At 34.5% G+C, this 23,040-nt stretch carries 17 protein-coding genes and 2 pseudogenes; 8 read left to right on the forward strand and 11 right to left on the reverse strand.

All coding sequences use genetic code 11. The features are described 5' to 3' along the window. Window positions 1–57 precede the first annotated feature (57 nt). Entirely contained in the window at window positions 58–864 is an 807-nt protein-coding gene (gene ygfZ, locus DEF52_RS00720; protein WP_151807578.1) for a CAF17-like 4Fe-4S cluster assembly/insertion protein YgfZ, read from the reverse strand. Between the two features lie 174 nt (window positions 865–1,038). On the opposite strand from ygfZ, the gene DEF52_RS00725 reads away from it, so the two are divergent. Continuing rightward, window positions 1,039–1,329: a co-chaperone GroES gene (locus DEF52_RS00725; protein ID WP_151807579.1), complete on the forward strand. Its 291-nt coding sequence runs from the start codon at window positions 1,039–1,041 to the stop codon at window positions 1,327–1,329. Window positions 1,330–1,429: 100 nt separating this feature from the next. Then, a complete protein-coding gene (gene groL / locus DEF52_RS00730; RefSeq protein ID WP_151807580.1) occupies window positions 1,430–3,079 on the forward strand; it encodes a chaperonin GroEL in 1,650 nt (549 codons plus the stop codon). A gap of 522 nt (window positions 3,080–3,601) precedes the next feature. Here groL and DEF52_RS00735 read toward each other — a convergent pair. The 5 genes from DEF52_RS00735 to coxB all read right to left on the reverse strand — a co-directional run bounded on the left by DEF52_RS00735 (window position 3,602) and on the right by coxB (window position 10,360). Further along, window positions 3,602–6,535 (reverse strand): YhdP family protein, encoded by a 2,934-nt coding sequence (locus tag DEF52_RS00735; protein ID WP_151807581.1) that lies wholly within the window; start codon window positions 6,533–6,535, stop codon window positions 3,602–3,604. Next, entirely contained in the window at window positions 6,528–6,965 is a 438-nt protein-coding gene (gene rnhA, locus DEF52_RS00740; RefSeq protein ID WP_151807582.1) for a ribonuclease HI, read from the reverse strand. The genes DEF52_RS00735 and rnhA overlap by 8 nt, the downstream gene beginning before the upstream one ends. Before the next feature lie 175 nt (window positions 6,966–7,140). Continuing rightward, on the reverse strand, window positions 7,141–8,028 hold the full coding sequence (locus DEF52_RS00745) for a heme o synthase (protein ID WP_151807583.1): 888 nt from the start codon (window positions 8,026–8,028) through the stop codon (window positions 7,141–7,143). Window position 8,029: 1 nt separating this feature from the next. Further along, the gene (ctaD, locus tag DEF52_RS00750) at window positions 8,030–9,580 is read right to left on the reverse strand and encodes a cytochrome c oxidase subunit I (protein ID WP_151807584.1); all 1,551 of its coding nucleotides are present in this window, start codon (window positions 9,578–9,580) and stop codon (window positions 8,030–8,032) included. A gap of 15 nt (window positions 9,581–9,595) precedes the next feature. Beyond that, window positions 9,596–10,360: a cytochrome c oxidase subunit II gene (gene coxB, locus DEF52_RS00755; RefSeq protein WP_015589127.1), complete on the reverse strand. Its 765-nt coding sequence runs from the start codon at window positions 10,358–10,360 to the stop codon at window positions 9,596–9,598. An 801-nt stretch (window positions 10,361–11,161) separates the two neighbouring features. On the opposite strand from coxB, the pseudogene DEF52_RS00760 reads away from it, so the two are divergent. The 4 genes and pseudogenes from DEF52_RS00760 (at window position 11,162) to DEF52_RS00775 (ending at window position 15,001) form a co-directional block, all read left to right on the forward strand. Further along, window positions 11,162–12,417, forward strand: a pseudogene (locus DEF52_RS00760) (IS4 family transposase). A gap of 440 nt (window positions 12,418–12,857) precedes the next feature. Then, window positions 12,858–13,385, forward strand: a complete 528-nt coding sequence (locus tag DEF52_RS00765; protein WP_010082469.1) for a c-type cytochrome — start codon at window positions 12,858–12,860, stop codon at window positions 13,383–13,385. Between the two features lies 1 nt (window position 13,386). Beyond that, entirely contained in the window at window positions 13,387–14,118 is a 732-nt protein-coding gene (locus DEF52_RS00770) for an alpha/beta hydrolase (protein WP_151807585.1), read from the forward strand. A gap of 56 nt (window positions 14,119–14,174) precedes the next feature. Further along, window positions 14,175–15,001, forward strand: a protein-coding gene (locus DEF52_RS00775) for an IS5 family transposase (protein WP_151807586.1) whose coding sequence is annotated in 2 segments (ribosomal slippage) — window positions 14,175–14,562 and window positions 14,562–15,001 — 828 coding nt in all. Because the reading frame shifts where the segments join, the coding sequence is not laid out codon by codon here. Window positions 15,002–15,227: 226 nt separating this feature from the next. On the opposite strand, the gene trpS is transcribed toward DEF52_RS00775, so the two are convergent. The 5 genes and pseudogenes from trpS to DEF52_RS00800 form a co-directional block, all read right to left on the reverse strand. Next, window positions 15,228–16,226: a tryptophan--tRNA ligase gene (gene trpS, locus DEF52_RS00780; RefSeq protein ID WP_006280207.1), complete on the reverse strand. Its 999-nt coding sequence runs from the start codon at window positions 16,224–16,226 to the stop codon at window positions 15,228–15,230. A 17-nt stretch (window positions 16,227–16,243) separates the two neighbouring features. Further along, a complete protein-coding gene (locus DEF52_RS00785) occupies window positions 16,244–16,813 on the reverse strand; it encodes a nucleotide exchange factor GrpE (RefSeq protein WP_012673267.1) in 570 nt (189 codons plus the stop codon). Window positions 16,814–16,874: 61 nt separating this feature from the next. Then, window positions 16,875–17,861, reverse strand: a complete 987-nt coding sequence (locus tag DEF52_RS00790; RefSeq protein WP_010962840.1) for a polyprenyl synthetase family protein — start codon at window positions 17,859–17,861, stop codon at window positions 16,875–16,877. 10 nt (window positions 17,862–17,871) lie between these two features. Next, on the reverse strand, window positions 17,872–18,192 hold the full coding sequence (rpsP, locus tag DEF52_RS00795; protein WP_006279266.1) for a 30S ribosomal protein S16: 321 nt from the start codon (window positions 18,190–18,192) through the stop codon (window positions 17,872–17,874). Between the two features lie 401 nt (window positions 18,193–18,593). Further along, window positions 18,594–20,396, reverse strand: a pseudogene (locus DEF52_RS00800) (peptidylprolyl isomerase); the annotation flags it as partial. 304 nt (window positions 20,397–20,700) lie between these two features. Between DEF52_RS00800 and DEF52_RS00805 the strand changes: the two are divergent. Together DEF52_RS00805 and rho are read left to right on the forward strand one after the other, a co-directional pair. Continuing rightward, a complete protein-coding gene (locus DEF52_RS00805; protein WP_010082495.1) occupies window positions 20,701–21,303 on the forward strand; it encodes a cell cycle transcriptional regulator TrcR in 603 nt (200 codons plus the stop codon). Window positions 21,304–21,502: 199 nt separating this feature from the next. Next, a complete protein-coding gene (gene rho, locus DEF52_RS00810; RefSeq protein WP_007549497.1) occupies window positions 21,503–22,906 on the forward strand; it encodes a transcription termination factor Rho in 1,404 nt (467 codons plus the stop codon). Window positions 22,907–23,040 lie beyond the last annotated feature (134 nt).

Raw genomic sequence — 23,040 nt, forward strand, 5'->3', positions numbered from 1 at the left:
GATAAGGGCGCTGGCGAAGGGTGTCAAGTAAGTTTTTTCGTTTCTATACGCGCTACCTTAAGACTTCAACGTCTTAACGCACCTGACCCTACCAGCATATAAATTTGCATGGCTCTTTCCAGTATTAAGCAATGCAAGTCCAATGTTGTCTACATTAGAGCGCAGTTCCCCTATTTCCTCATTATTTTCATTCGTTACTTTAGTGCCAATATCTGGAAGTGCGTTATCTCCCTCAACAAGGTAAAGTTTTCTTCTGAATATTTCTTGTCTGCTCATTCGATTTACGACTTCCTGACCTATATAACACCCCTTATTAAAGCTTATACCGTTTACTTTATCGATTAAAAATTGCAGTGGAAATGATGAATTCTGCACCATATCTTTCGCTCCATCTGGAACGAGATTTTGAATTCTAACTTTTTCATACTGAGTAAAATCCCCAACCGGCTCTTTCATTTCATCTTTATGTATGATCCTCATTCCTAGCAGCTTGTGCCTTGGATCTTGAAAAATAACTTGTGATTCACTACTACACTCCGCCAACTTAGTATTAAACAAAACCCCAACCTTATACAGTGCGCTAATGTCTTTAATTTTCACTCTCAAATAAGTTTTAAGCAAATCTAGTTTCTCGATTATTTGCTGCAAATGCATGTTTTCGCACTCCAAGAGGGTGTATTTACCATATTCAATAAGAAAAAAATCATATAGATATTTTCCCTGAGGGCTAAGCAATAAAGAGTAAATGGCTTTTTGGCTATCCAACTTATTAATATCATTGGTTATAATACCCTGCAGAAAATCTCTAGTGTCAGGACCATATAGCACTATCACACCACGACTTAAAAATGGTATATAACTCATGAAATCTCTATAAATAAATCTAAATTCTATTATATAACATTAGGCTCTTTATAGAAACTGCTTTTGGCGTACATATTTTATATGGTGTGCATATTTTACAAACTCCAGCCCTTGAAATCTAACTTACGAGTATATATATAAAGTTATAGGTTAATTTGTTGAGAGGAAAAGCAAATGTCAAATGTAAATTTAAATGTATTAGATGATAGCGTGCTGATCAAGCCTATTAGCGAGGAAAAGCAGGGTGGAATTATGCTTCCATCAAGTGTTGAAAAGAAACCTACTAAAGGTGAAATCATAGCAACTGGTGAAGGTTCACGCAACTCAAATGGCGAACGCGTAACTTTAACTGTCAGGGCTGGTGATAAAGTGTTCTATCGTCAATGGGCTGGTACAGAAATAGAACATAATGATGAAAAGCTTATCGTGATGAAAGAGTCCGATATACTTGCTGTCATTAAATAGCAGTCTTTATTTTACTAAACTAAAACAAAGCACGACATAGTGCATTGTAAGTAATTTTATTATAGTTTTCTAAATTTTTTATTAACAAGAGGTGATAAAAATGACTAATGTAGTAGTATCAGGTGAGCAGTTGCAAGAAGCCTTTCGTGAAGTCGCAGCAATGGTAGACTCAACGGTGGCAATAACTGCGGGACCTAGAGGAAAAACAGTAGGGATTAATAAGCCCTATGGTGCACCGGAAATCACAAAAGACGGTTATAAGGTAATGAAGGGTATCAAGCCTGAAAAACCACTAAATGCTGCAATAGCAAGTATCTTTGCCCAAAGTTGTTCTCAATGTAACGACAAAGTTGGTGATGGTACAACAACGTGCTCAATACTAACTAGCAACATGATAATGGAAGCTTCAAAATCAATTGCTGCTGGAAACGATCGTGTTGGTATTAAAAACGGAATACAGAAGGCGAAAGATGTAATATTAAAGGAAATTACGTCAATGTCTCGTACAATTTCTCTAGAGAAAATAGACGAAGTGGCACAAGTTGCAATAATATCTGCAAATGGTGATAAGGATATAGGTAACAGTATTGCTGATTCCGTGAAAAAAGTTGGAAAAGAGGGTGTAATAACTGTTGAAGAGAGTAAAGGTTCAAAAGAGTTAGAAGTTGAGCTGACTACTGGCATGCAATTTGATCGCGGTTATCTCTCTCCGTATTTTATTACAAATAATGAAAAAATGATCGTGGAGCTTGATAATCCTTATCTATTAATTACAGAGAAAAAATTAAATATTATTCAACCTTTACTTCCTATTCTTGAAGCTATTGTTAAATCTGGTAAACCTTTGGTTATTATTGCAGAGGATATCGAAGGTGAAGCATTAAGCACTTTAGTTATCAATAAATTGCGTGGTGGTTTAAAAGTTGCTGCAGTAAAAGCTCCAGGTTTTGGTGACAGAAGAAAGGAGATGCTCGAAGACATAGCAACTTTAACTGGTGCTAAGTACGTCATAAAAGATGAACTCGGAATCAAGATGGAAGATCTCACGCTTGATGATCTTGGTACGGCTAAAAATGTTAAAATTACTAAAGATAATACCACAGTTGTCAGCGAAAATAGCGATTCTGACAGTGTGAAAGCTAGAATCGAGCAGATTAAATCTCAAATTGAAACTTCAACTTCTGATTATGATAAAGAAAAGCTAAGAGAACGTTTAGCAAAATTATCAGGTGGCGTTGCTGTGCTCAAAGTTGGTGGAGCAACTGAAGTGGAAGTTAAAGAACGTAGAGATAGAGTCGAAGATGCGCTGCATGCAACAAGAGCTGCAATTGCAGAAGGTATAGTTCCAGGTGGTGGGGTTGCGCTTCTTTATGCTTCATCTGTTCTCGACAAATTAAAAGGTGCAAGTGACGAAGAGCAAATAGGCATAAACATTATCAAGAAAGTTCTCAGTGCTCCAATTAGAAGGTTAGTTAAAAATGCTGGTCTTGAATCTGCTGTTATAATTGACTATTTGATTAAGCAGAATGATAAAGAGCTTATATACAACGTTGAGGCTATGAATTACGCTAATGCATTTACAGCTGGTGTGATTGATCCAGCAAAAGTGGTGCGTATTGCTTTTGAAACAGCGGTATCTGTTGCGAGTGTGCTGATAACTACTGAATCTATGATAGTTGATGTACCAAGCAAAGAAAATGCTTCATCTCCTATGGGTGCAGGAGAAATGAGTGGCATGGGTGGATTCTAAGTAGAATGAAACCGTGGAGCAATTGCTCCACGGTAGTTCCAAAAAATCTCACATTTTACTATTCGTTAAAGGTAATACGTTTGGTGCAGAAATGCACTACTGTTTGCATCCGTTTCACTCCTTTATATTGTGGTTGTCTAATAACAAAAAGGCAGCATAAGAAAACTATAACCCCTAGTATATTTATACTATAGCTGACCCAAGCAACACGTCATACCGCGATTCATTCCACAACTGTACGAACATTACAATATGGCACATAGTAAACGATGTCATGAAAGTAGCTGACACTGGGATGACACCCATTTGTTCCTATAGTTGTCTTTTCTCGTCTACCTTATTTTGCCACTCTGCTGAACAGATACAATTTACAACCACCCCCCTACCCTTTTTAGTTGTTCAGCAAATATAGAGAGGTTAAAGGGAGTGGTATTACTTAAACAACTAAATAAAAAACCAGGTAGATCATTCTGAAATTCTTGCATTTTTGTCCATAATTTTGTTAAATAACTTCCCTTTTGGTCATATCGAACCAAATTTCTTTTTCACACCACCTTTTAAGCCACTTTCGTTAGTTTTTGTCATAATGCGATCAAACACTCCCAATAACCTCTTTAATAGGTTTGGAGTTAGCGAAGAGATAAGATCAACAGATACGTTATTGTTTTTGTCATCACCACTTGCTTTATAGTCTATTGAAACGATTCCCCTACTTTTCCCACCAGTAAGAAGTTTTCCAATTATAGGAATTTTTAACAAAGATTTATTAATTGAATATGCTGGTATTACTTGTCCTGCAACCTGGAATTTATAATTTCTAATATCGAGCTTACCACCAGTGCTAATACCTAACTCCGCCCCTTCAAGCCAAGATTCTTCAATTTCAATAGTGCCATCTTTGTATGAAAAAGGTGCATTACATTTGTAAAAGTATACACCTTCATTTTTTATGGCATTTACAATGCCAGGCAATGAAGACATCGACAATAAAGTAGTAAGTAGTGGAGCATCTTTGATGTAGAAATTGCTAATGGATAACGTACCATAATGTTCTCCACTTTCTCTCTGAGGAGAGAGATAAAAAGACAATTTGCCGTTTTTAATTGATTTACTAATGCCTAAGGAACGCAAAAGCATACCTGAATTATCCGCATATATTTCGAGCCCTATTCCACTGTATTCTGCTAGTATGTTGCTGCTATCTTCCAGAAACTGCCCTGTAAATTGACTTCCATTGCAATTACCTTTAGTACAGGTTACATTCAGCTTAGCATTTTTGATAACGATGCCTTCTTTCATAATTACATTGTCAACATTCATACTAATCTCTATATCTTTATTTAATCCATTACTGTTTTTGCCAAGCAAGCCTAAAATATCACTTAAGTTAATTTCCTCACCATAAATAGTTATGGCATTTTTCTCCTTACCTGATTCAATTTCTATACTAAAATCATTATCAGGCAATTTAAAGCTACTAGAATTTAAATATAAATTTCCATTTTCTACTCTTCCGCTGAATTTTATATCTAGGTCATTTCCTACAATGTCTAATTTATCTACTAACAATTCACCTGCTCCTTTTAACCTTGTAGAAAACAAAATTTTATTGTGATCTTCAAAGCGATTTTTCCACCCTAAGTAGCTTGAATGTGATTCAAATTCTGATAAATCTATATCACCATTAACATACCCCGTCTTATCTTGATTTATCACTGACTCTAAATTTGCACTGACATAGCCACTATCAAAATTAAATATTTGAGCAGGTAAATCTCCGGTCAAATTCCAGGCGAAACTTTCATTCCTATTGCTACTTTTCAGGTCAAATAATAGCTGTGTGTTATTCACCATACCACTACCATTTAAATCTATAAAGTCACTGCCAAAACTAAGCTTAATATCATATTTACCAAGACTTGCATTATAGATAGCCAAATTGTCAATTTCAGAATGAAAATTTGCTGAGAAGTCTACTTTTTTGTCATCAGCATTTAGATTAAAAATGCGAAAATTAAATACGGATTTTGCCATTCCACTTACTTTATCCCTTTCAACCTTCACCACATCATCCAGCTTAAATCTTATAGGCTCATATAAACCATACGCATCACTTACAGCTTGGCCATTAATGGTTAGAACTGAATTTTCCTTATTGAGAGATTTCATTTCAATATCACCACCATTAATAATGAAATTCTGAAACTTAGCGCTATTTACAGTAATTTCAAGATCGTTATTCTTGATAATCAAATCACCCTTTAATTCCTTTACTTGCTCAAAATCTTCATCAAATTTTACGCTACCGTTTTCTATATCAGCAACAATTACAATGTCTGACAGATCGTCATCAACCAAATTGTTAATTTTGCCATTGAAACTTACAATGGTATTTAAAACATCCCCATCAATATTATCACAATACCAGCTTTTAAATTTATTATTCACTACACCATCTGGTACATAAGTACATAAATCTTTTGCAGCAAACTTACTAATATTAATTCTAAGCAAAGCATGGCTTGTACTAAAGTTCATTTTGCCTATTAAAGAGAGATACGTGCCATTTAACTTAAAATGAAAGTTTTTTACACTAATAATTCCATCACTATATGTTAAATTTATATTTACATTAGTTAAGGCCAAATTTTTGTTCAAATAATTTTCTGTATTCAATACGTATATATTTCCATCTACAATTTCATCCTTTTTATTAATTTTCACTGAGAAGCTTCCTTTGAATCCTATATTTTTGTCCAAATTGTAGCTTTTAACTAATGTAGAAAACTTGCTCAATAGTCCCAATTTTAGATCATAAAATGTCCCGTACACATTTAGCAAATTGTTGCGATTTTTTATCGTAATTGATAAATCATCCAAAAATCCCTTTCCATCTTTTGTATTCACATGAATATCTAAAACATTAAAATCTTCCCCCTTCCCTATATATAATTTATCAATAAAAAATTCATCTTCTGTGCTTTTATCAATAGCGATGTTAGTAAATTCAATTTTTGAATCCGCACTTAAGTCAAAAAAAAAATCCCTTATTGTTTTTACTGAGTTTTGCAGATTAAAATTTACTGCTTTAAAGTCAGCTTCTTTCTGATTGATACATACATGCACATTATCAGCTGAAACCTGAGAGAGATTTGTGCTAGCTTTAAATAAGGAACTTAACTTAAAATGTACAAAAAGCTCAGGAACTTTTATAGTAAAATTAGGGTTTGCTATTGCCAAATCTGTAATGACTAAATACGGATCTTTGCTACCTTTCTGCCAAACAACTGAGGTATTCTCCATATTAACGCTTGAGCCAACAAATATTTTTGATATTTTATGTTTAACATAAAAATTAATATAATTAATATTGATTTCTAAAGGCTTTAAAAAAATAAAGAAGCACAATATGAACAATAAAACTACGGAAAATAATATAGTAATTTTTTTAAGCATCGATTATTGCTTTTCTCGCTAAACTATCAGCCTCCTCATTATACTTATCGCCACTGTGTGCTTTAACCCACTTCCAATCAATTTCGTGTTGTGAAGCAACGTTGTCTAGCTCTTTCCACAATTCCATATTTTTTACTGATTTTTTATTACTTGTTTTCCAGCCATTCATTTTCCACTTATTTATCCACTCTGTTATGCCATGTTTAACATAAAGACTATCCGTATATAAATTAATATTACAAGAAAATTTCAATACTTTCAGCCCATTGATCACCGCTGTTAACTCCATTTTATTGTTTGTGGTATTTTCTTCTCTACCATAAATGTCTTTTCTGTAATCTTGAAATAATATGATAGCTGCCCATCCTCCCGCTCCAGGATTACCAGAACACGCCCCATCCGTATATATTGTCACTTCTTTTTTACTCATCTTTGTTTATATCGGTTAACAAAGTATATAGTTGCTTTTATGAAAGCACAATTTCTAAAGGTAGTTTAAGCTGCACCTTTAAATTTTATTATAGAAACAAAAAAAAGTGTGACAACGAGCATTACCAAAAGGAAAAGGAAAAAATAGTTTTTATGTTTCTGCCGTTCTTTCATAACTAAAATAAATCAATAGAACAAAAAATAATACTGGCGAATAGGGAAAATAGATAAGAAATTGAGTAAGAAAACATTTGTTTCTGTGAGTTGTGGTTCTTGAATCTGAGAATTGATATAGCGTACCAAATAAAGATGCAACCTGCAAAAATTGCCATGCTTAGATAAAGTAAAGCCTTTTTCAAGAATAGAGCTGGAAGCAAGCTAGTTAGCACCAGCAACACACTATAAATTAATATATATTTTCTTGTTTTTTCCGGACCATAAACAATATTGAACATAGGAATCGATGCTCTTGCATAGTCTTCAGACTTATTTAAAGATAGGGCCCAAAAGTGTGGTGGAGTCCACATAAAAATTACTAAAAATAAAATGAAACTTTCCCAACTTACAGAATTAGTCACAGCTGCCCAGCCAATCATTGGAGGGAAAGCACCTGCTGCACCACCGATAACGATATTCTGCGGAGTGCGTCTTTTGAGCCAGATCGTATATACAAAAACGTAAAACAATATGCTGATTGCAAGTAAAGCAGCAGAAATATAGTTTACTGCTATTGCCATGATAAATACTGACAATATTCCAAGAGTTATACCAAATTCAAGCGCACTTTCTGCAAGAATTCTGCCTGAGGGTATAGGGCGGTTTTTTGTCCTTTCCATGAGCAGATCTATGTCTTTGTCATACCACATATTTATAGCACCTGCAGATCCTGAGCCAAGAGCAACACATATAAGAGATATTAGTGCTAGAAAAGGGTGTATACTACCTGGTGCAGCAACCATACCGGCAACTGCAGTGAATACCACAAGGTACATTATCCTTGGCTTCAGCAAACGCCAAAAATCCAGTATTGTTGATTCAACATTTAGCAAAACACTTGTGTACATTCTATTTTACCACTGGTGGTTTTTCGAAAGTATGAAAAGGCGGTGGTGAAGATACCGTCCATTCCAAGGTGTCACCTCCCCAAGGATTATCTCCAGCTTTCTTGCCCCATTTAAAAAGATGTATAACTATAAACACAAAAAACATAACTGAAACAAAGGACATATACGAACCAATTGAGGATATATAATTCCAAGGGATAAACGCATCAGGATAATCAGGTATACGCCTTGGCATACCAGCTAATCCTAAGAAATGTTGAGGTAAAAAAGTGATATTGGTGCTAATAAAAGTAAGCCAAAAGTGGATTTGACCTAAGCGCTCATTATATTGTTTACCCGACATTTTACCAATCCAATAATAAAAGCCAGCAAAAGCTCCAAATAATGCAGCAAGTGACATGACATAATGGAAGTGAGCAACAACATAATAGGTGTCGTGCAGGAGCTTATCTATTCCACCATGAGAAAGAATTATTCCCGTTATGCCACCGCCAACAAACATGAAAATAAAACCTAGTGCAAATAGCATAGGGGTCTTAAACTCAATTGCTCCACCCCACATAGTTGCAATCCAGCTAAAGACTTTTACACCAGTTATAACACCGATAAAAATTGTGGTAGTGCTAAAAAATGCAGCAGCGTCAGCACTAAGCCCAACAGTGAACATATGGTGAGCCCAAACCATAAAGCCAAATACTGCTATACCTATCATTGCATAAACCATCCCTATGTAACCAAATACAGGTCTGTGAGAAAAAGTTGATACAACCTGACTTATGATGCCAAATGCAGGAAAAATAATTACGTAAACTTCTGGATGACCAAAAAACCAAAATAGATGTTGAAATAACACAGGATCGCCGCCACCGGCAGGATCAAAAAAGGAAGTACCAATATTGCGATCAGTAAGAAGCATAGTTATAACACCGGCAAGCACTGGTAAGGCAACAATCAACATAAATGCTGTTAACAAGACAGACCAAACAAACAGTGGCATCTTAGTTAATGACATGCCTTTTGTGCGCATGTTAAATATAGTAACTATAAAGTTGATCGCCCCAACAATTGACGACATACCAGCAACATGAAGTGCAAGTATAGCAATGTCAACTCCTGCACTTGGATGGGACATTACCTGTGATAAAGGTGGATATAAAGTCCAACCTGTACCTGGACCTTCACCAATAAACACTGAGAGAATGAGCAAAATAAAAGATGACACTAATAACCAGAAACTCAAATTATTCATACGAGGAAACGCCATATCTGGTGCGCCAATCATGAGAGGTACAAACCAGTTACCAAATCCTCCCATGAGGGCTGGCATTATCATAAAAAACACCATTATCAACGCATGCCCTGTAACCATTACGTTATATAATTGATAATTATTGTTAAGTATATTAATGTGCATTAGCTGAGTGCGAATAATCACCGATAATAATCCACCAATAATTCCAGCTAATATGGAAAAAATAATGTACAGTGTCCCTATATCTTTATGATTGGTGGAAAACAACCAACGCTTTACGCCCTTTGGTACGTCACTCATATCTATACTCCAAATTTAACTCACTAATTTTCTATTTTCAATCCACTTATTAAAATCTTCTTTGCTTACTGCTTCAACAACAATTGGCATAAATCCATGGCCTTGACCACACAATTCGTAGCACTGCCCATAATAAACACCAGGCTTTTTGATATTAAACCACGCCTCATTCAGCCTACCTGGTATCGCATCAATTTTTACACCAAAAGCTGGTACTCCCCAGCTATGTATAACATCTCCTGCTGTAACTTGTAAACGAACGTTAGCATTAACGGGTAAAACGATGTTGTTATCAACAGAGAACAGCTTTAAATCTCCTTCGATAAAGTCTTCTTTTCCCTTAATATAACTATCAAATGACACACCTTGATATTCTGGATATTGGTAACTCCAATACCATTGATGGCCAATAACTTTCAGTGTTATATCAGCTTTCGGTATTTCTTCCTGTAGCTTCAGTAATTTAGCGTTTTCAAAGGCTAATATACCAACAATGATAGTTGGTATAACAAACCAAATAATTTCTAAAGGAACACTATGGGTAGTTTTACTTATGTTTGTTACTTTGCTTTTACGAAAGCGAAACGCTATATAAGCAAGCAGCGCCCACACAAAAAGCATTATTGTAACCATCACAAGCATCACAAACGAATGTGACCTAACTACAGCCTCCATTACTTCAGTTGCAGGAGCAGGAAATCCAAATTGCCAGGAAGTAGGAGCAGAGGCAACAGATATATTTGAGTAAAATATTATCAATAGTGCAAATAACTTCACCATATCTTTTGTTTGTTTGCTATAAAACTAAGTGATATACTGTATAATAGTATATATAAACTTACTATGCAAATAGAGATTAGTGATGGTTAATAATTTTTTAGCATTCAACAAGTATAATAGTACAATACTAATTGAGGAAAAAAGCATTTACATAAATCTATTGTAAGTAAAAATATTATAATATTTTAAATTAAGTATTTACTTTAAGTAAATTCTATAATAAGTTTAATAGTGTCTGTTACTGCTAATAACCCTCTAGCCTCACACCTAAAAGCAGTAACAGACACTATTAAACTTTATGACAAGTTTATAATCTGTAAGATCAAAGTCTTACAAGTTTCTTTATTTAATTATACATTGCAGTTTGTTAATTAACTTTTAATGCCTATGGTGGCATTTACAGCTTGGACCAAAGGTTTATGTATTATAGAAAATAATTATAAAAAAAACACACTATTTGTATACCATACAAACTTTTTTTATTCTGCATAGCTGAGTTACTAGATTCTGTAAACGAAATCTTTAGAGAAGCCAAATGGGCAAAGTTTCATGAAGGTCTTTGGCATCTCTTAGCATAGATCCCTTACTTAACCATCATACCGCGATTCATTCGCAGTATCTCAAAGCATAGATCCCGCTAACACGTAGCGGGATGACGATTGTCAGGCTAGCTGTCATCCCAGTGTCAAGCACTGGGATGACAAGGTATCACTGCCATTAAGTTAAGGAAAAAAGATAGATTTTATGGGATAATGATGTATACCAATAAGTTTAAAGGTAGTATGAGTAAAAAAGGCAGTAATAAAATTTATTCAAAATGAATTGGCAAGTCTAGAATTTATAGAATCCCATAAATCATCTTCAAAAGATTTTATGAGAAAGAGGAAGTTATCTTTTATTGACATATTTATCTTAATTTTAAGAAAAAGTGTAAAGTCGCTGCAAGTAATACTAAACGAATTTATTTTATATAGGAAAAAAGACTATACCGTTACTGCTAGTGCTTTTAGTCAAGCAAGAAAAAAAATGAAACACAGTGCATTTTCAGAAATTAACGAAGGTGTGGTTTCCTTGTACTACCAAGACCAAAAATTTAAAACTTGTTTTGGCTTTAGAGTGTTAGCTCTTGATGCCTCCAAAATCATTTTACCAACAAGCGTTGAAATAAAAAATGAATTTGGCTCAAGAAAAATACGTAACCAAAAACCAAAAGATTTAGGTGATTATGCAAGTGCAACCTTTGCGGTTTGTTAAGATGTGCTAAATAATGTTGCCATAAGGTCAGTGTTAGATAGAGGTAACACTCATGAAATTAACTTAGCAGATGAAATGCTTAAAGTTGTAAATACTAATGACTTACTGATTTGTATATTTATCTTATAAATTTCTTTCTAGCCTTACAAAAAGAAAAATTGCTTATGTCATTCGATGTCCCAGATCATCTTTTAATGAAGTGAATGCTATGTTTGAAGAAAAAAGCCCATCTAGTGTTGAGGTTACCATATGTGCTCAGCGTAAGATAAAACAAGAAAATAGTGGAATAACGCTTCAAAGTGGTACTGCCATCTGGTGAAATTGAAGTGTTAGCTACATCATTAATGGATGAACAAAAGTTTCAAACTGGAGGATTTAAGGAGTTATATTTTTTACGCTGGGGAGTTGAGACATTTTTTGCAAAACTCAAAGGAAGACTAAGTCTAGAAAATTTTACAGGAAAAAGTGTTGAGTCTGTTAAACAGGATTTTTGGTCAGCTATCTTTATTAGCAACCTAGAAAGTGTTATGACAGAAGATGTAGAAGAAGCGTTGAATATGGACTTAACCGATGATAAGCTTAAGAGGAGCATTAACAAATCTGTCTCATTTAACGCGATCAAAAACTTGGCTTTCGACATTTTTGCTACGGAATCAGATACTGACTGCATTATGGATCAATTATCAAAGCTATTTTTGATGAACACTTTGGCGGTAAGAAAGGGAAGGAAAGTTGATCGTCATAAGGTACCTTATCTTCGTTCGTTCAATTACCAAAAAAGGGTTAGAAAACACATATTTTGACTAGAGGTAGTATTCATATCTTCTGATAATAACTGGGTAGCTTATTGCCATAGCTCCTGTAAAATGACTTCTAAACAAACTATTTCTTAAGTAATTTACACTTCAGAGTTTATCTGCTTTAAAGTTTACTCTATTCTGTTTCAGTATTTGTCATAAATCCTTAATTATTTCTGACTTTTTAGTTCAGTTTTTAACCATTCTTTCCTTAACTTAATGGCAGTGAACCTCGTCATCCCGCTACTTGTTAGCGGGATCTCTTGTTAGCGGCTGAGATACCGCGAATGAATCGCGGTATGACGGTTCGCGGCGGTATGGACGTAGGAAAACCTTTCTTGGGTCAGCTATAGAGACTCTCATCTTTAGCGAGCTTCAAGGTAATTGGTTGCTATTTGCGAAAATATTCGCATAATTTAAGTAACATTACTTAATAAAAATTAACTATGGAGCTTAATAAGATTGCAGCATCGATTTTACTTTCTGGGCTAATCATTATGATAGTTAGTAATGTAGTTGATATGCTTTACAGTCCAGAAGAATATAAGATTGAACACCAAACGATAGTAGCTGCTGGCAGCAATGAGTTCCAGCAAAAAATCGAGCAAGTGGCGCTTGATATTGGAGCGCTCATGCAGAATGCTAGCTTTGAGAAAGGTAAATCAGCAGCAAAAAAATGTATAGCCTGCCATAGTTTTGAGAAAGGTGGAATGAATAAAGTAGGACCAAACTTATGGAACATAGTTGGAAATAAAAAGGCCCATCTTGGTAACTCATTCAATTACTCAAAAGCAGTGCTTGAAAGAGGTGGAAAATGGGGGTATGAGGAGCTATTTGCCTTTTTAAAGAACCCAAAAGCCTATATAAAAGGTACACGTATGGCATTTGCAGGTATTTCCAATCCACAAGAAATTGCAGATCTAGTTAGTTATTTGCATCAATTGAGTGATAGCCCGGTTGCTTTGCCAAAGTAGTATGGATTATTGTAAATTGTTTGATGGAAATAATGGTCACATAGCATATCGAAAGCTACAAGGAAAGAAAGCTTCTGTAGTTTTTTTCGGTGGATTTGCATCCAATATGGATGGAACTAAAGCAACTGCTATTTACAAATTTTGCCAAGAAAATGACGTAGCACTTGTGCTATTTGATTATTTTGGTCACGGTCATTCAAGTGGTAATTTTATTGATTACACGATAAGTGATTGGCAAAAAAATTGTGCTAAAGTAATGAGTGAATTAACTAGCGATAAACAAATAATTATAGGTTCAAGTATGGGAGGATGGCTGATGTTGCTCACTGCCCTTCAATTTCCAGAAAAAATTGCAGCACTAATTGGTATATCGTCTGCTCCCGATTTTACTGAAGATTTGATATTCAAGCAATTGTCAGGCAAGCAAAAAGAAGAACTAGATTCTAAAGGTGTAATAGATTTTACTTCAGAGCATTGTACATACAAAATAACTAAAAATTTGATCGAAGATGGCAGAAAGAACCTTCTTTTAAACAAAAAGACAATAGATATAAACTGTCCTGTGCGCTTGCTGCATAGCATTAATGATAAAGATGTTCCTTATCAAACTTCATTGAATTTAGCTGAAAAAATTAAGTCAACCGATGTTGAAGTACACTTAATAAAATCAGCAGAGCACAATATGTCTGACAATCATTCACTGGAAGTTTTATTTAAGACCATTAGAGAATAGACTTCTTTCGAAACTAGGATAAAGTAGTAAAAATAGTAATTTTGAGGTAAGGAGAAATGAAGTATGAAATAGTGAAAGAGCTCGATAAAGGGGAGTTTCGTCGACTAACAGGAGTAAAGAGATCAACATTTAACAAAATGGTAGGGATTTTATGTGAAGAGAATAAAAAAAAGAAAGCCAAAGGAGGAAGGAAAAATAAGCTAAACGAGGAGAATATGCTGCTCATGGTATTAGAATACTTACGAGAATACCGTACATATTTTCACATAAGTCAAAGTTATGGAGTAAGTGAAAGTACGGCATATAAAACTGTAAAATGGGTAGAGGATACTCTAATACAACACCCAGATTTCGCATTGCCAGGACGAAAAGAACTCCTAAAAAGCGACGTGGAATATGAGATTCTGGTGATTGATGCAACGGAAACACCTGTAGAGAGACCAAAAAAAAGCAGAAAAGATTTTATTCAGGAAAGAAGAAAAAACATACGCTAAAAACCCAAATAATTGCAGAAAAGAAGAGCAAGAAAATTATTTGTACGTCATTTTCAAACGGGAGAAAGCATGACTTTCGGCTTTTCAAGGAGTCAAAAGTGCATGTATCAGAAGGTATAAAAGTTTTAGCCGATGCTGGCTATAGAGGTTTTCAGAAAATTCACAAAAATGTCGAGTTGCCACACAGAAGGATGAAAAAGAGTCCCTTAATTAAGGAAAAAAAGGTAGAAAATCGGGAGCTAGCAAGCAAAAGAGTAGTAGTTGAGAATGTAATTGGTCTGTTAAAAAGATTCAAAATTATTGCAGACAGATACCGCAATCGGAGAAAACGTTTTGGCTTGAGATTCAATTTTATAGCAGGAATTCACAATTTTGAGCTGTCTATATGAGTTTCGAAAGAGGTCTAATTTTGTAACCAGACTGCATTCTGTGATTTTTAGCAAAACACGATTTTTCATTTGAGCTTTCTTCAACTTAAAATAAATACAGAAAATTGCTGCCTATAGCTAAACTGACTTAGATTTACCGACAATTTGAAAAACCGTCATCCCGCTACGTGTTAGCGGCTGAGATACCGCGGCGGTATGACGGTTCGCACCATCACACTTTGGAACCTTACAGATATTGAGCAAATCCAATAATATCCTTGATTTCTTTTATATTATGGGTTGCAATTTCTGCTGCTTTCTTTGTGCCTTTTTTTAATATTTCATGTAAATGGAATTGGTCTTTTAAAAGATCATTCATTTTCTCACGTATGGGTGATATAACACTGATAATTAAATCAGCTAACTCTTTTTTGAAGTGCTTCATGTCATGTTTGTTCACTTCTTCACATACTTTTTCTGCATTTACATTACTAAGCACTGAATAAATGTTTATCAAATTGCTTATTTCTGGTCGGCACTTTAAAGTAGCAAAGCCTAGAATTGAATCTGTTTTTGCTTTTTCTATTTTTTTGACAATTAAGTCATCCGTATCATCAAGGTTAATGCACGAATGTTCTGAAGGATCAGATTTACTCATCTTGCTTGTGCCATCCCTTAAGCTCATTATCCTTGATGTGCAATCCAAAGTTAAGATTTCAGGTACGATGAAATAATCCAGCTTATAATGATTGTTAAAAGCTGATGCAATATCACGTGCAAGCTCCAAATGCTGTTTTTGATCATCACCAACAGGAACGTATTTAGTTTGATACAACAATATATCTGCAGCCATAAGTACTGGATAACTATATAATCCAAGAGAGGCTTTTTGTTTATCGCTGCCAGCTTTATCTTTAAATTGAGTCATGCGATTAAGCCAACCAATTGGTGTATAGCATCCAAGCAGCCAGCCCAGTTCTGCATGACCACTAACTGTGGACTGACTAAAAATAATGGACTTTTCTGTATCTATTCCGCATGCAATATAAGCTGCTGCTGTTTTGAAAATATTACTTTTTAATTCACTTGCGGGAAGCTTATTTGCTGTGATTGCGTGTAGGTCGACAATACAAAAAAGAGATTTGTATTTATCCTGTAAGTCTATCCACTGTTTGATTGCACCAAGATAATTACCTAAATGTAGTACGCCACTTGGCTGGATACCTGAAAAGACAATACTTGTCATTATACATTTACCTCATGCTAATCGCTTCCACAATCAGCAGATTTCTTAGAAAGAATAACCATTGCAGGACGGAGCAACCTATTTTTGATAGTATAACCAGTTTGTAGTACTTCTACAATGGTGCCAGGCTTTTTTTCATTGTCTTCTCTTTCCACAACAGCTTGGTGTAAATTACTATCAAAAAGCTCACCAAGTGGATCTACTTCCTCTATTCCATGTTTTTTTAGATCATTTATAATTTTTTGATAAGCTACTTTAATCCCCTCATGAACAGGATCACCGTCTTTCAAAATTTCCATTACTCTTTTTAAATTGTCGCACGAGTCGATCATATCACGTGCAAGTTTTGTGACTGCGTAGTCACTTGCATCGCTAATTTGCTTTTGCATTATACGTTTGACGTTTTCATTATCTGCAACAGCACGGCGTAAATGATCTTCAAGCTGAACTGCACGTTCTTTTAATGTATTGAGATCTTCATTTAAATCATCAGTTTGCTTATGGTTATCACTTTGTTGGTCGTCACCTTTCTGCCTACTTACCATATCAGCAAACTTCTTCTTTTTCTCCTTACTGCTATCTGACATATCATTACCCTTAAGAATCTAATAAATATATAACAATTAATCTGAAAATATCAAGCGCCAGCTACATTCGTCTTTCTATGCTCGCATTTAAAAAGTTAATTAAAGTAGTTTTATAAAAAGAATCAGAAAAAGTACTAATATCATTTTGTGCCATATTAATGTAGTGTCTAGCTTTTTCCATAGAAAGCTGAATGGCATTATGGTGATTAATATAGTGTAATGCTTGGTCAAAATTGTGTCTAGCTGAAGAAAAGCATTTTTCCCAGAATTTTTGCTCTGCTGGACTGCCCTTTTCGTATGCTATAATAGCAGGTAAGGTGACTTTACCTTCGAAAAAGTCTTTTCCGACTTGCTTTCCAGAAGTGCCTTGATTAGCAGTATAATCGAGCATATCATCAACTATTTGAAATGCCATACCAAAATTAAAACCAAAATTCTTTAGCCTCTCTGTTTCGTCATTTGTTGCACCAGATACTGTTGATGCAGCTTCACAGCATGCAGAAAATAAAGATGCTGTCTTTTCTCCAATGATATCAAAATAATTTTCCCTGACTGTGTGGGGGTCAAAGCGTGCTGTCATCTGCTTTATTTCACCCTTCACAAGTAAATGCGATGCTTTAGATAAAATAGAGAGAATATTTAAATTTCCACACTCTATAAGCCATCTAAATGCTAGAGTCAACAATAGATCACCAACTAAAATGCTTGATTTATTTCCCCAAATCTTATTCGCTGTTTTAACTCCATGGCGTGCCTCACTTTCATCGAGCACATCATCATGAAGTAAAGTAGCATTGTGTATAAACTCTACCGATGCAGCAACGTTGATCCTATTCTCCCCAGAATAGTTTAGCATTTTACATATAATAAAAACTAGTTTAGGCCTTATTTTTTTTCCACCTGACCTAACAAGATGAGATATAATATCAGTAGCAAGCTTAGCATCTTCATCATTGACATTTTTGAAGACAAAGTCATTCATAGCTGACAAATCAGAAGATACAATATCGTCTAATTTATCGCTGTTTGTTAAATCAGTATTTAGCATTTTAAGAGACTTATGCCTCTTGCCCTTGTGCTTTCTCGTTCTCTACTTTCTTCTTTTCTGTTTTCTTTGGTTCTGTTTCTAAAGTTACTATGCCTTTTTTGATAAACCACAGTACTCTTTCAGTTGCCTGCGCGCCTACACTTAGCCAATGTTTTAATCTATCAGCTTTCACCACAACACGATTTTTATTGTCTTTTGGTAACATTGGATCATATTGTCCTATTTTCTCAATAAAACGCCCATCTCTTGGTGCTCGTGAATCAGCTACAACTATCCTATAAAAAGGGCGTTTCTTTGCGCCAAACCTCGCCAACCTTATTTTAACTGCCATGTTAACCTTTATTCATATATTAGCCACAATTTTATACAATGAGCCGTTTTAAGTCAAATGAATTATACAACTTTTGCACCTTATAATATAATTACCAATAATGTAGGGCAGTGCCGGGCGCACAGCTATACGAACATTCATTTTTGAAGGTAAATTGCACAGCAAATGGTGTCATTCCAGTGCTTGACACTGGAATCCAGCCTTTTTTTAATCATTAAAACGTTGTATTTTAACATAAAACGGCTACTTTTATGCTTACCAACTTAATAAAATTCCTGGATCCCAGTATCTGGGCACTGGGATGACATCCTTTCTAGTGAAGATTGCTCTCAAATCGCAATGTTCGTACAGTTGTGTGTCTGGGCACTGGAAGCGTTTGAAGCAACTTATAAGATTTTTGACTATATATCATCAAGTATAGCGTGATTAACTTCGACTTTATACTTTGATTCCAGATAGCTAATTAATTGCTCTTTTAGCGATATCATCACACGTTTTCCAGTGTCAAGCATGTTTAATTTGCCATTTGATGAATGCATTTCTTTTAGAACACCTATTATAATTTCATTATTGTATTGAATAGGGTCTGTCACTGAACCAGTTGTTTTCATATTGAAAATCTCTTCTACAAAAGAAAATGGGTAGTTTTGTTCATTGCGATGCATCTGCTGATCTTCAACTAATTCCACACCTTGAATTTTTTCCCAATCTGTTTTTTCTCTTAGTTGAACTGCAAACTCTTGCCCAATTTTAAACATTCTTTCTTTTATAAACTCACTCTGCCAAAGCTCTACTGCTGATGCCCTGCCTTCTTCAAAACTTTGTGATTTAGGTGGAACGATATCGATGATTTTTACACTAACAACAGCGTCCCCAACGCCCTTAAAATAACCTTTCTGATCCTTTTCTCGCGAAAAAATGAAAGAAATCAAATCACTAGAATCTCCTACGTTATTACCGCTTTGATCTTTTCCACTCGCATCTACTGGACCAATAGTTTGTATAGGTAAATTATATTCACTCAATATTTCTTCGATTGCTGAACCATTGTATATCTTATAGTTCACTTGGTTTATGAAATCATTGACTCTTTCAAAAGACTTTTGGTTAGTTAAAACTGACTTTATGTCTTTTTTTAAATCAACTAAGTCTTCATCAGAGATTTGATGCGCACTTTCCACTTTTATTATGTGCCAACCAAAACTGCTTGCTAAAACTTCACTTACTTCACCTACTTTAAGAGCAAACACCTTCTCTCTCATGTCTTCCGGTAGAAAATCCTTAGTTATATTATTTACTCTAGTTTCTTCAAGTTCTGCTTTGCCAAACTCTTCTACTATCTGTTCAAAGCTTGTTTTACCCTCCTCAAATGCTCTTCTTGCTGTCTCAGCTTCTTCTTTGGTAGAAAATATTACATTAAATATGTCTCTTTGATCTTTAAGTTCTTGTTGTTCTATTATGCCATCAACTTCTTCATCTGAGATCTTGATTTGATCTTCAAAATACTTTTGACCTAAGGAAATATATTGCGCAGTTCGATACTCAGGATAATAAAAATGAGATTTATTTCTTTCGTACAAATCAAGTAAGGTTTGATCACCTGGTTCAGGAATGTTTGTAACTGCATCTTCAGTTATCTTAACAATATCAACTACTCTAGTTTGGTAGCGACTGTTGTATATCTGCTCATCAATTTTCTCGCCAAAAGTTACCGGATAATTATCTTTAAATAACGAAGTCATAAACATCATTGCAGGCAGGATTTTCTCTAGCTTTGCTATATACTCTTTCTCTGTCATATGCAGGTCATTTAGCGTTTCATGGAATTTGTTTTTGTCAAATTCGCCTTTATCATTTTGAAAGTATTTGGTATTTTTAATATGGTTTTTTATAGACTCTTCTCCAACTGTCAACCCCAGCTCACTAATTAGGTTAAACAATAGTTTTTGCTCTATAAGTGCGTTAAGCAAATCATATTTCAGCTTTTTTACTTGTTCTCTACTCGCATCAGATCCAGAAATTTGTTTTCCATAATTTTGATATAGTGATTTATACTCATCTGACGTTATAACTTCTTTTCCAACCCTAGCTACCTCTTCTTTTTCATCATCACCTGATAAAAGGTTGCCAACTCCCACAAAGATTAACAAGCAAGCTAAAAGGACAACAGTTACTTTAGTGAAAAAATTTTTAACATTCATTTTAAACTCAGTTAATTAATGGTTAATTATAGAATAGTGATAATTTAATACTTGTAAACCTGTTGCTTTATTAGATAATATATATAATATATTAACTTAAAATTTAACTCTCTTCTTAAATAGAAACATATGTTTAACTGAGTTATACTATACCTTAAGAAGGGGAAATATGCTTAAAGGTGAGAGCATTTAATTAACTTAAGGGGTGGGAAGTGACAAACAAAAAGTTATTGAATGACAAAATTAATGCTTTTTTAGTTTTAATAGCTTATATTTTAGCTCTGTATAACAGTAATGGATACTTTAAATGGGAGATGCTTTTTTGATGTCAATGGAATCTTCTAAGGGCAATAACGATAGAAATAAACAGTTTCTAGTGCAAATAGCTGCTTGGTTAGTAGACAACACTGGTTTAACTTTTAATCAAATAGCACAATGTTGCAGATTGGCCCTTGAAGAAGTACAAGACATAGCTGATGAGGAAATAGAAGTAGAAAAATATAACCCTATTATTTCTGGAATAATTACTGAAAAAGAAATCGATGATTGCAAAAAAAATCCAAATCGTGTACCAAATTTGATTATAAAAAATATAAAAAAAAGGAGTAAAGCGATTGGTAGCATTCTTGGCTTTGCCTCTACGGCAAGACGTAGAGATAAACCTGATGCGATTTATTATTTAGTAAAAAAATTTCCTATCTTGGACAATAACGTTATAGCTAAATTAATTAGTACAACAAATTACACAGTTGAGCAGGTAAGAGATGGATCTCATCATAACATGCAAAATATAAAACCCCAAGATCCTGTACTACTCGGCTTATGTAGTCAAGAAAATTTAGAAGCAGAAGTGGAAAAAGCAAAAGTAGAAGAGGAGAAGCAAGAAAGGTTAAAAAAATATAAAGAATAGCTATTGAAAATCCTCAAATTTTTGTGCTTTGTTAACATTAAATTAACTTGACTTGCTAGTGTTTATTAGTATAATGTAAGTAAAGTACGGGGTTTAATGATAATTAAGCTTAATACGCACTGAAACTAACTCAGCCTAATTTATTATCTTATAGTCACATTTTAGGTTAGTAAGCATCAATTAAAATTTTTGGAGGATTATGACAACAATCAATGAAGATGTTTTGGCAAAAGGAAAGGTTACAGCTCAACCTGAAAAAAGTGAGCAAATTTACAATAACGATACAGTAAAACAGATGGTCAATGAAGGTACTGAGAAAAACAGAAAAACATTAGATCTGAGCGAATTAAAAGAGAAAACAGCAGAAGAATTGTTAGAGTTAGCTGAAGAAAGAAAAATTTCAACTAACGGTAAAAGCAATGGTAGAATGCTAAAGCAGGAAATAATATTCAGCTTAATGAAAAAAATGAGTGAAGAAGGAGGCATAACCACAGGGAGTGGAATAGTGGAAATATTGCCTGATGGTTTTGGTTTCTTACGTTCAGCAAGTGCAAATTATGCCCCAAGTACCGATGATGTTTATATTTCTAACGGGCAAATAAAGAAGTTTAATTTACGTACAGGAGATATGGCATATGGAGAAATAAGGCCACCTGGTGATAAAGAGAGATATTTTACTTTAACTAAGGTTCAAAGTATAAACTCTACTGAAGTAAGTGAATTAAGAAAGTACGTCCATTTTGATAATTTGCTTCCTCTTTATCCTGAGGAAAGCATAGTACTTGAGTGTAATAATGGTGATGATAAAAAAGGCTTAAGCATGCGTGCTATAGATATAGTAGCTCCTCTTGGAAAAGGGCAAAGAGCGTTAGTAGTTGCTCCACCTCGCACAGGAAAAACTGTATTGCTTCAGCAAATGGCTAACTCTATAGCTATAAATCACCCTGAAGTAGAATTAATAGTGTTACTTATAGATGAAAGACCTGAAGAAGTAACAGATATGATACGTTCTGTAAAAGGTGAGGTAGTAAGTTCTACGTTCGATGAGCCTGCTTACCGTCACGTACAGCTTGCTGAAATAGTAATAGAAAAAGCTAAAAGAATGGTTGAGCATAAAAAAGATGTGGTAATTCTACTTGACAATATTACTAGACTTGCACGTGCTTATAATGCGGTTATTCCTTCGTCTGGGAAAGTTCTAACTGGTGGTGTAGATTCAAACGCACTGCAGAGACCAAAACGCTTTTTTGGAGCAGCTCGTAATATTGAGAATGGGGGTTCTTTAACTATAATCGCCACAGCTCTTATAGAGACTGGTTCAAAAATGGATGAAGTTATTTTTGAAGAGTTTAAAGGTACAGGAAATGCTGAGATCATACTTGATAGAAAACTTTCTGATAAACGTATATTTCCAGCTATTGATATTACAAAATCCGGAACAAGGAAGGAAGAGCTATTAGTTGATAAGGCTATACTAAATAAAATATGGGTGGTGCGTAGGATACTCAATCCTATGGGACCCGTTGAAGCAATGGAATTTTTACGTGACAAACTACTTTTAACAAAGAGCAATGCTGACTTTTTTAACTCCATGAATCACTAAAAGTAAGCCAGTTATGATGGATATGCTGAGCAAAAAGTAAAACGCTCTTATAGCTAAAATAATTTGGATTTACCAAAATATATTTATAGTTAAGTTGGCAATTTACCTTAAGTTAGCGCGTGACACTGGAATGA

The sequence above is a fragment of the Wolbachia endosymbiont of Nasonia oneida genome (genome assembly GCF_009012935.1).
In the GTDB taxonomy this organism is placed as follows: domain Bacteria; phylum Pseudomonadota; class Alphaproteobacteria; order Rickettsiales; family Anaplasmataceae; genus Wolbachia; species Wolbachia pipientis.

Excerpts from the sequence above, each read along its gene's own strand:
- coxB (WP_015589127.1), bottom strand. The coding sequence starts at position 10,360 with ATGGTGAAGTTATTTGCACTATTGATAATATTTTACTCAAATATATCT.
- groL (WP_151807580.1), top strand. The coding sequence starts at position 1,430 with ATGACTAATGTAGTAGTATCAGGTGAGCAGTTGCAAGAAGCCTTTCGT.
- DEF52_RS00725 (WP_151807579.1), top strand. The coding sequence starts at position 1,039 with ATGTCAAATGTAAATTTAAATGTATTAGATGATAGCGTGCTGATCAAG.
- DEF52_RS00785 (WP_012673267.1), bottom strand. The coding sequence starts at position 16,813 with ATGTCAGATAGCAGTAAGGAGAAAAAGAAGAAGTTTGCTGATATGGTA.
- DEF52_RS00805 (WP_010082495.1), top strand. The coding sequence starts at position 20,701 with ATGGGAGATGCTTTTTTGATGTCAATGGAATCTTCTAAGGGCAATAAC.
- DEF52_RS00765 (WP_010082469.1), top strand. The coding sequence starts at position 12,858 with ATGGAGCTTAATAAGATTGCAGCATCGATTTTACTTTCTGGGCTAATC.
- DEF52_RS00790 (WP_010962840.1), bottom strand. The coding sequence starts at position 17,861 with ATGCTAAATACTGATTTAACAAACAGCGATAAATTAGACGATATTGTA.
- rnhA (WP_151807582.1), bottom strand. The coding sequence starts at position 6,965 with ATGAGTAAAAAAGAAGTGACAATATATACGGATGGGGCGTGTTCTGGT.
- ygfZ (WP_151807578.1), bottom strand. The coding sequence starts at position 864 with ATGAGTTATATACCATTTTTAAGTCGTGGTGTGATAGTGCTATATGGT.
- rpsP (WP_006279266.1), bottom strand. The coding sequence starts at position 18,192 with ATGGCAGTTAAAATAAGGTTGGCGAGGTTTGGCGCAAAGAAACGCCCT.
- ctaD (WP_151807584.1), bottom strand. The coding sequence starts at position 9,580 with ATGAGTGACGTACCAAAGGGCGTAAAGCGTTGGTTGTTTTCCACCAAT.
- DEF52_RS00735 (WP_151807581.1), bottom strand. The coding sequence starts at position 6,535 with ATGCTTAAAAAAATTACTATATTATTTTCCGTAGTTTTATTGTTCATA.
- rho (WP_007549497.1), top strand. The coding sequence starts at position 21,503 with ATGACAACAATCAATGAAGATGTTTTGGCAAAAGGAAAGGTTACAGCT.
- trpS (WP_006280207.1), bottom strand. The coding sequence starts at position 16,226 with ATGACAAGTATTGTCTTTTCAGGTATCCAGCCAAGTGGCGTACTACAT.
- DEF52_RS00770 (WP_151807585.1), top strand. The coding sequence starts at position 13,387 with ATGGATTATTGTAAATTGTTTGATGGAAATAATGGTCACATAGCATAT.
- DEF52_RS00745 (WP_151807583.1), bottom strand. The coding sequence starts at position 8,028 with ATGTACACAAGTGTTTTGCTAAATGTTGAATCAACAATACTGGATTTT.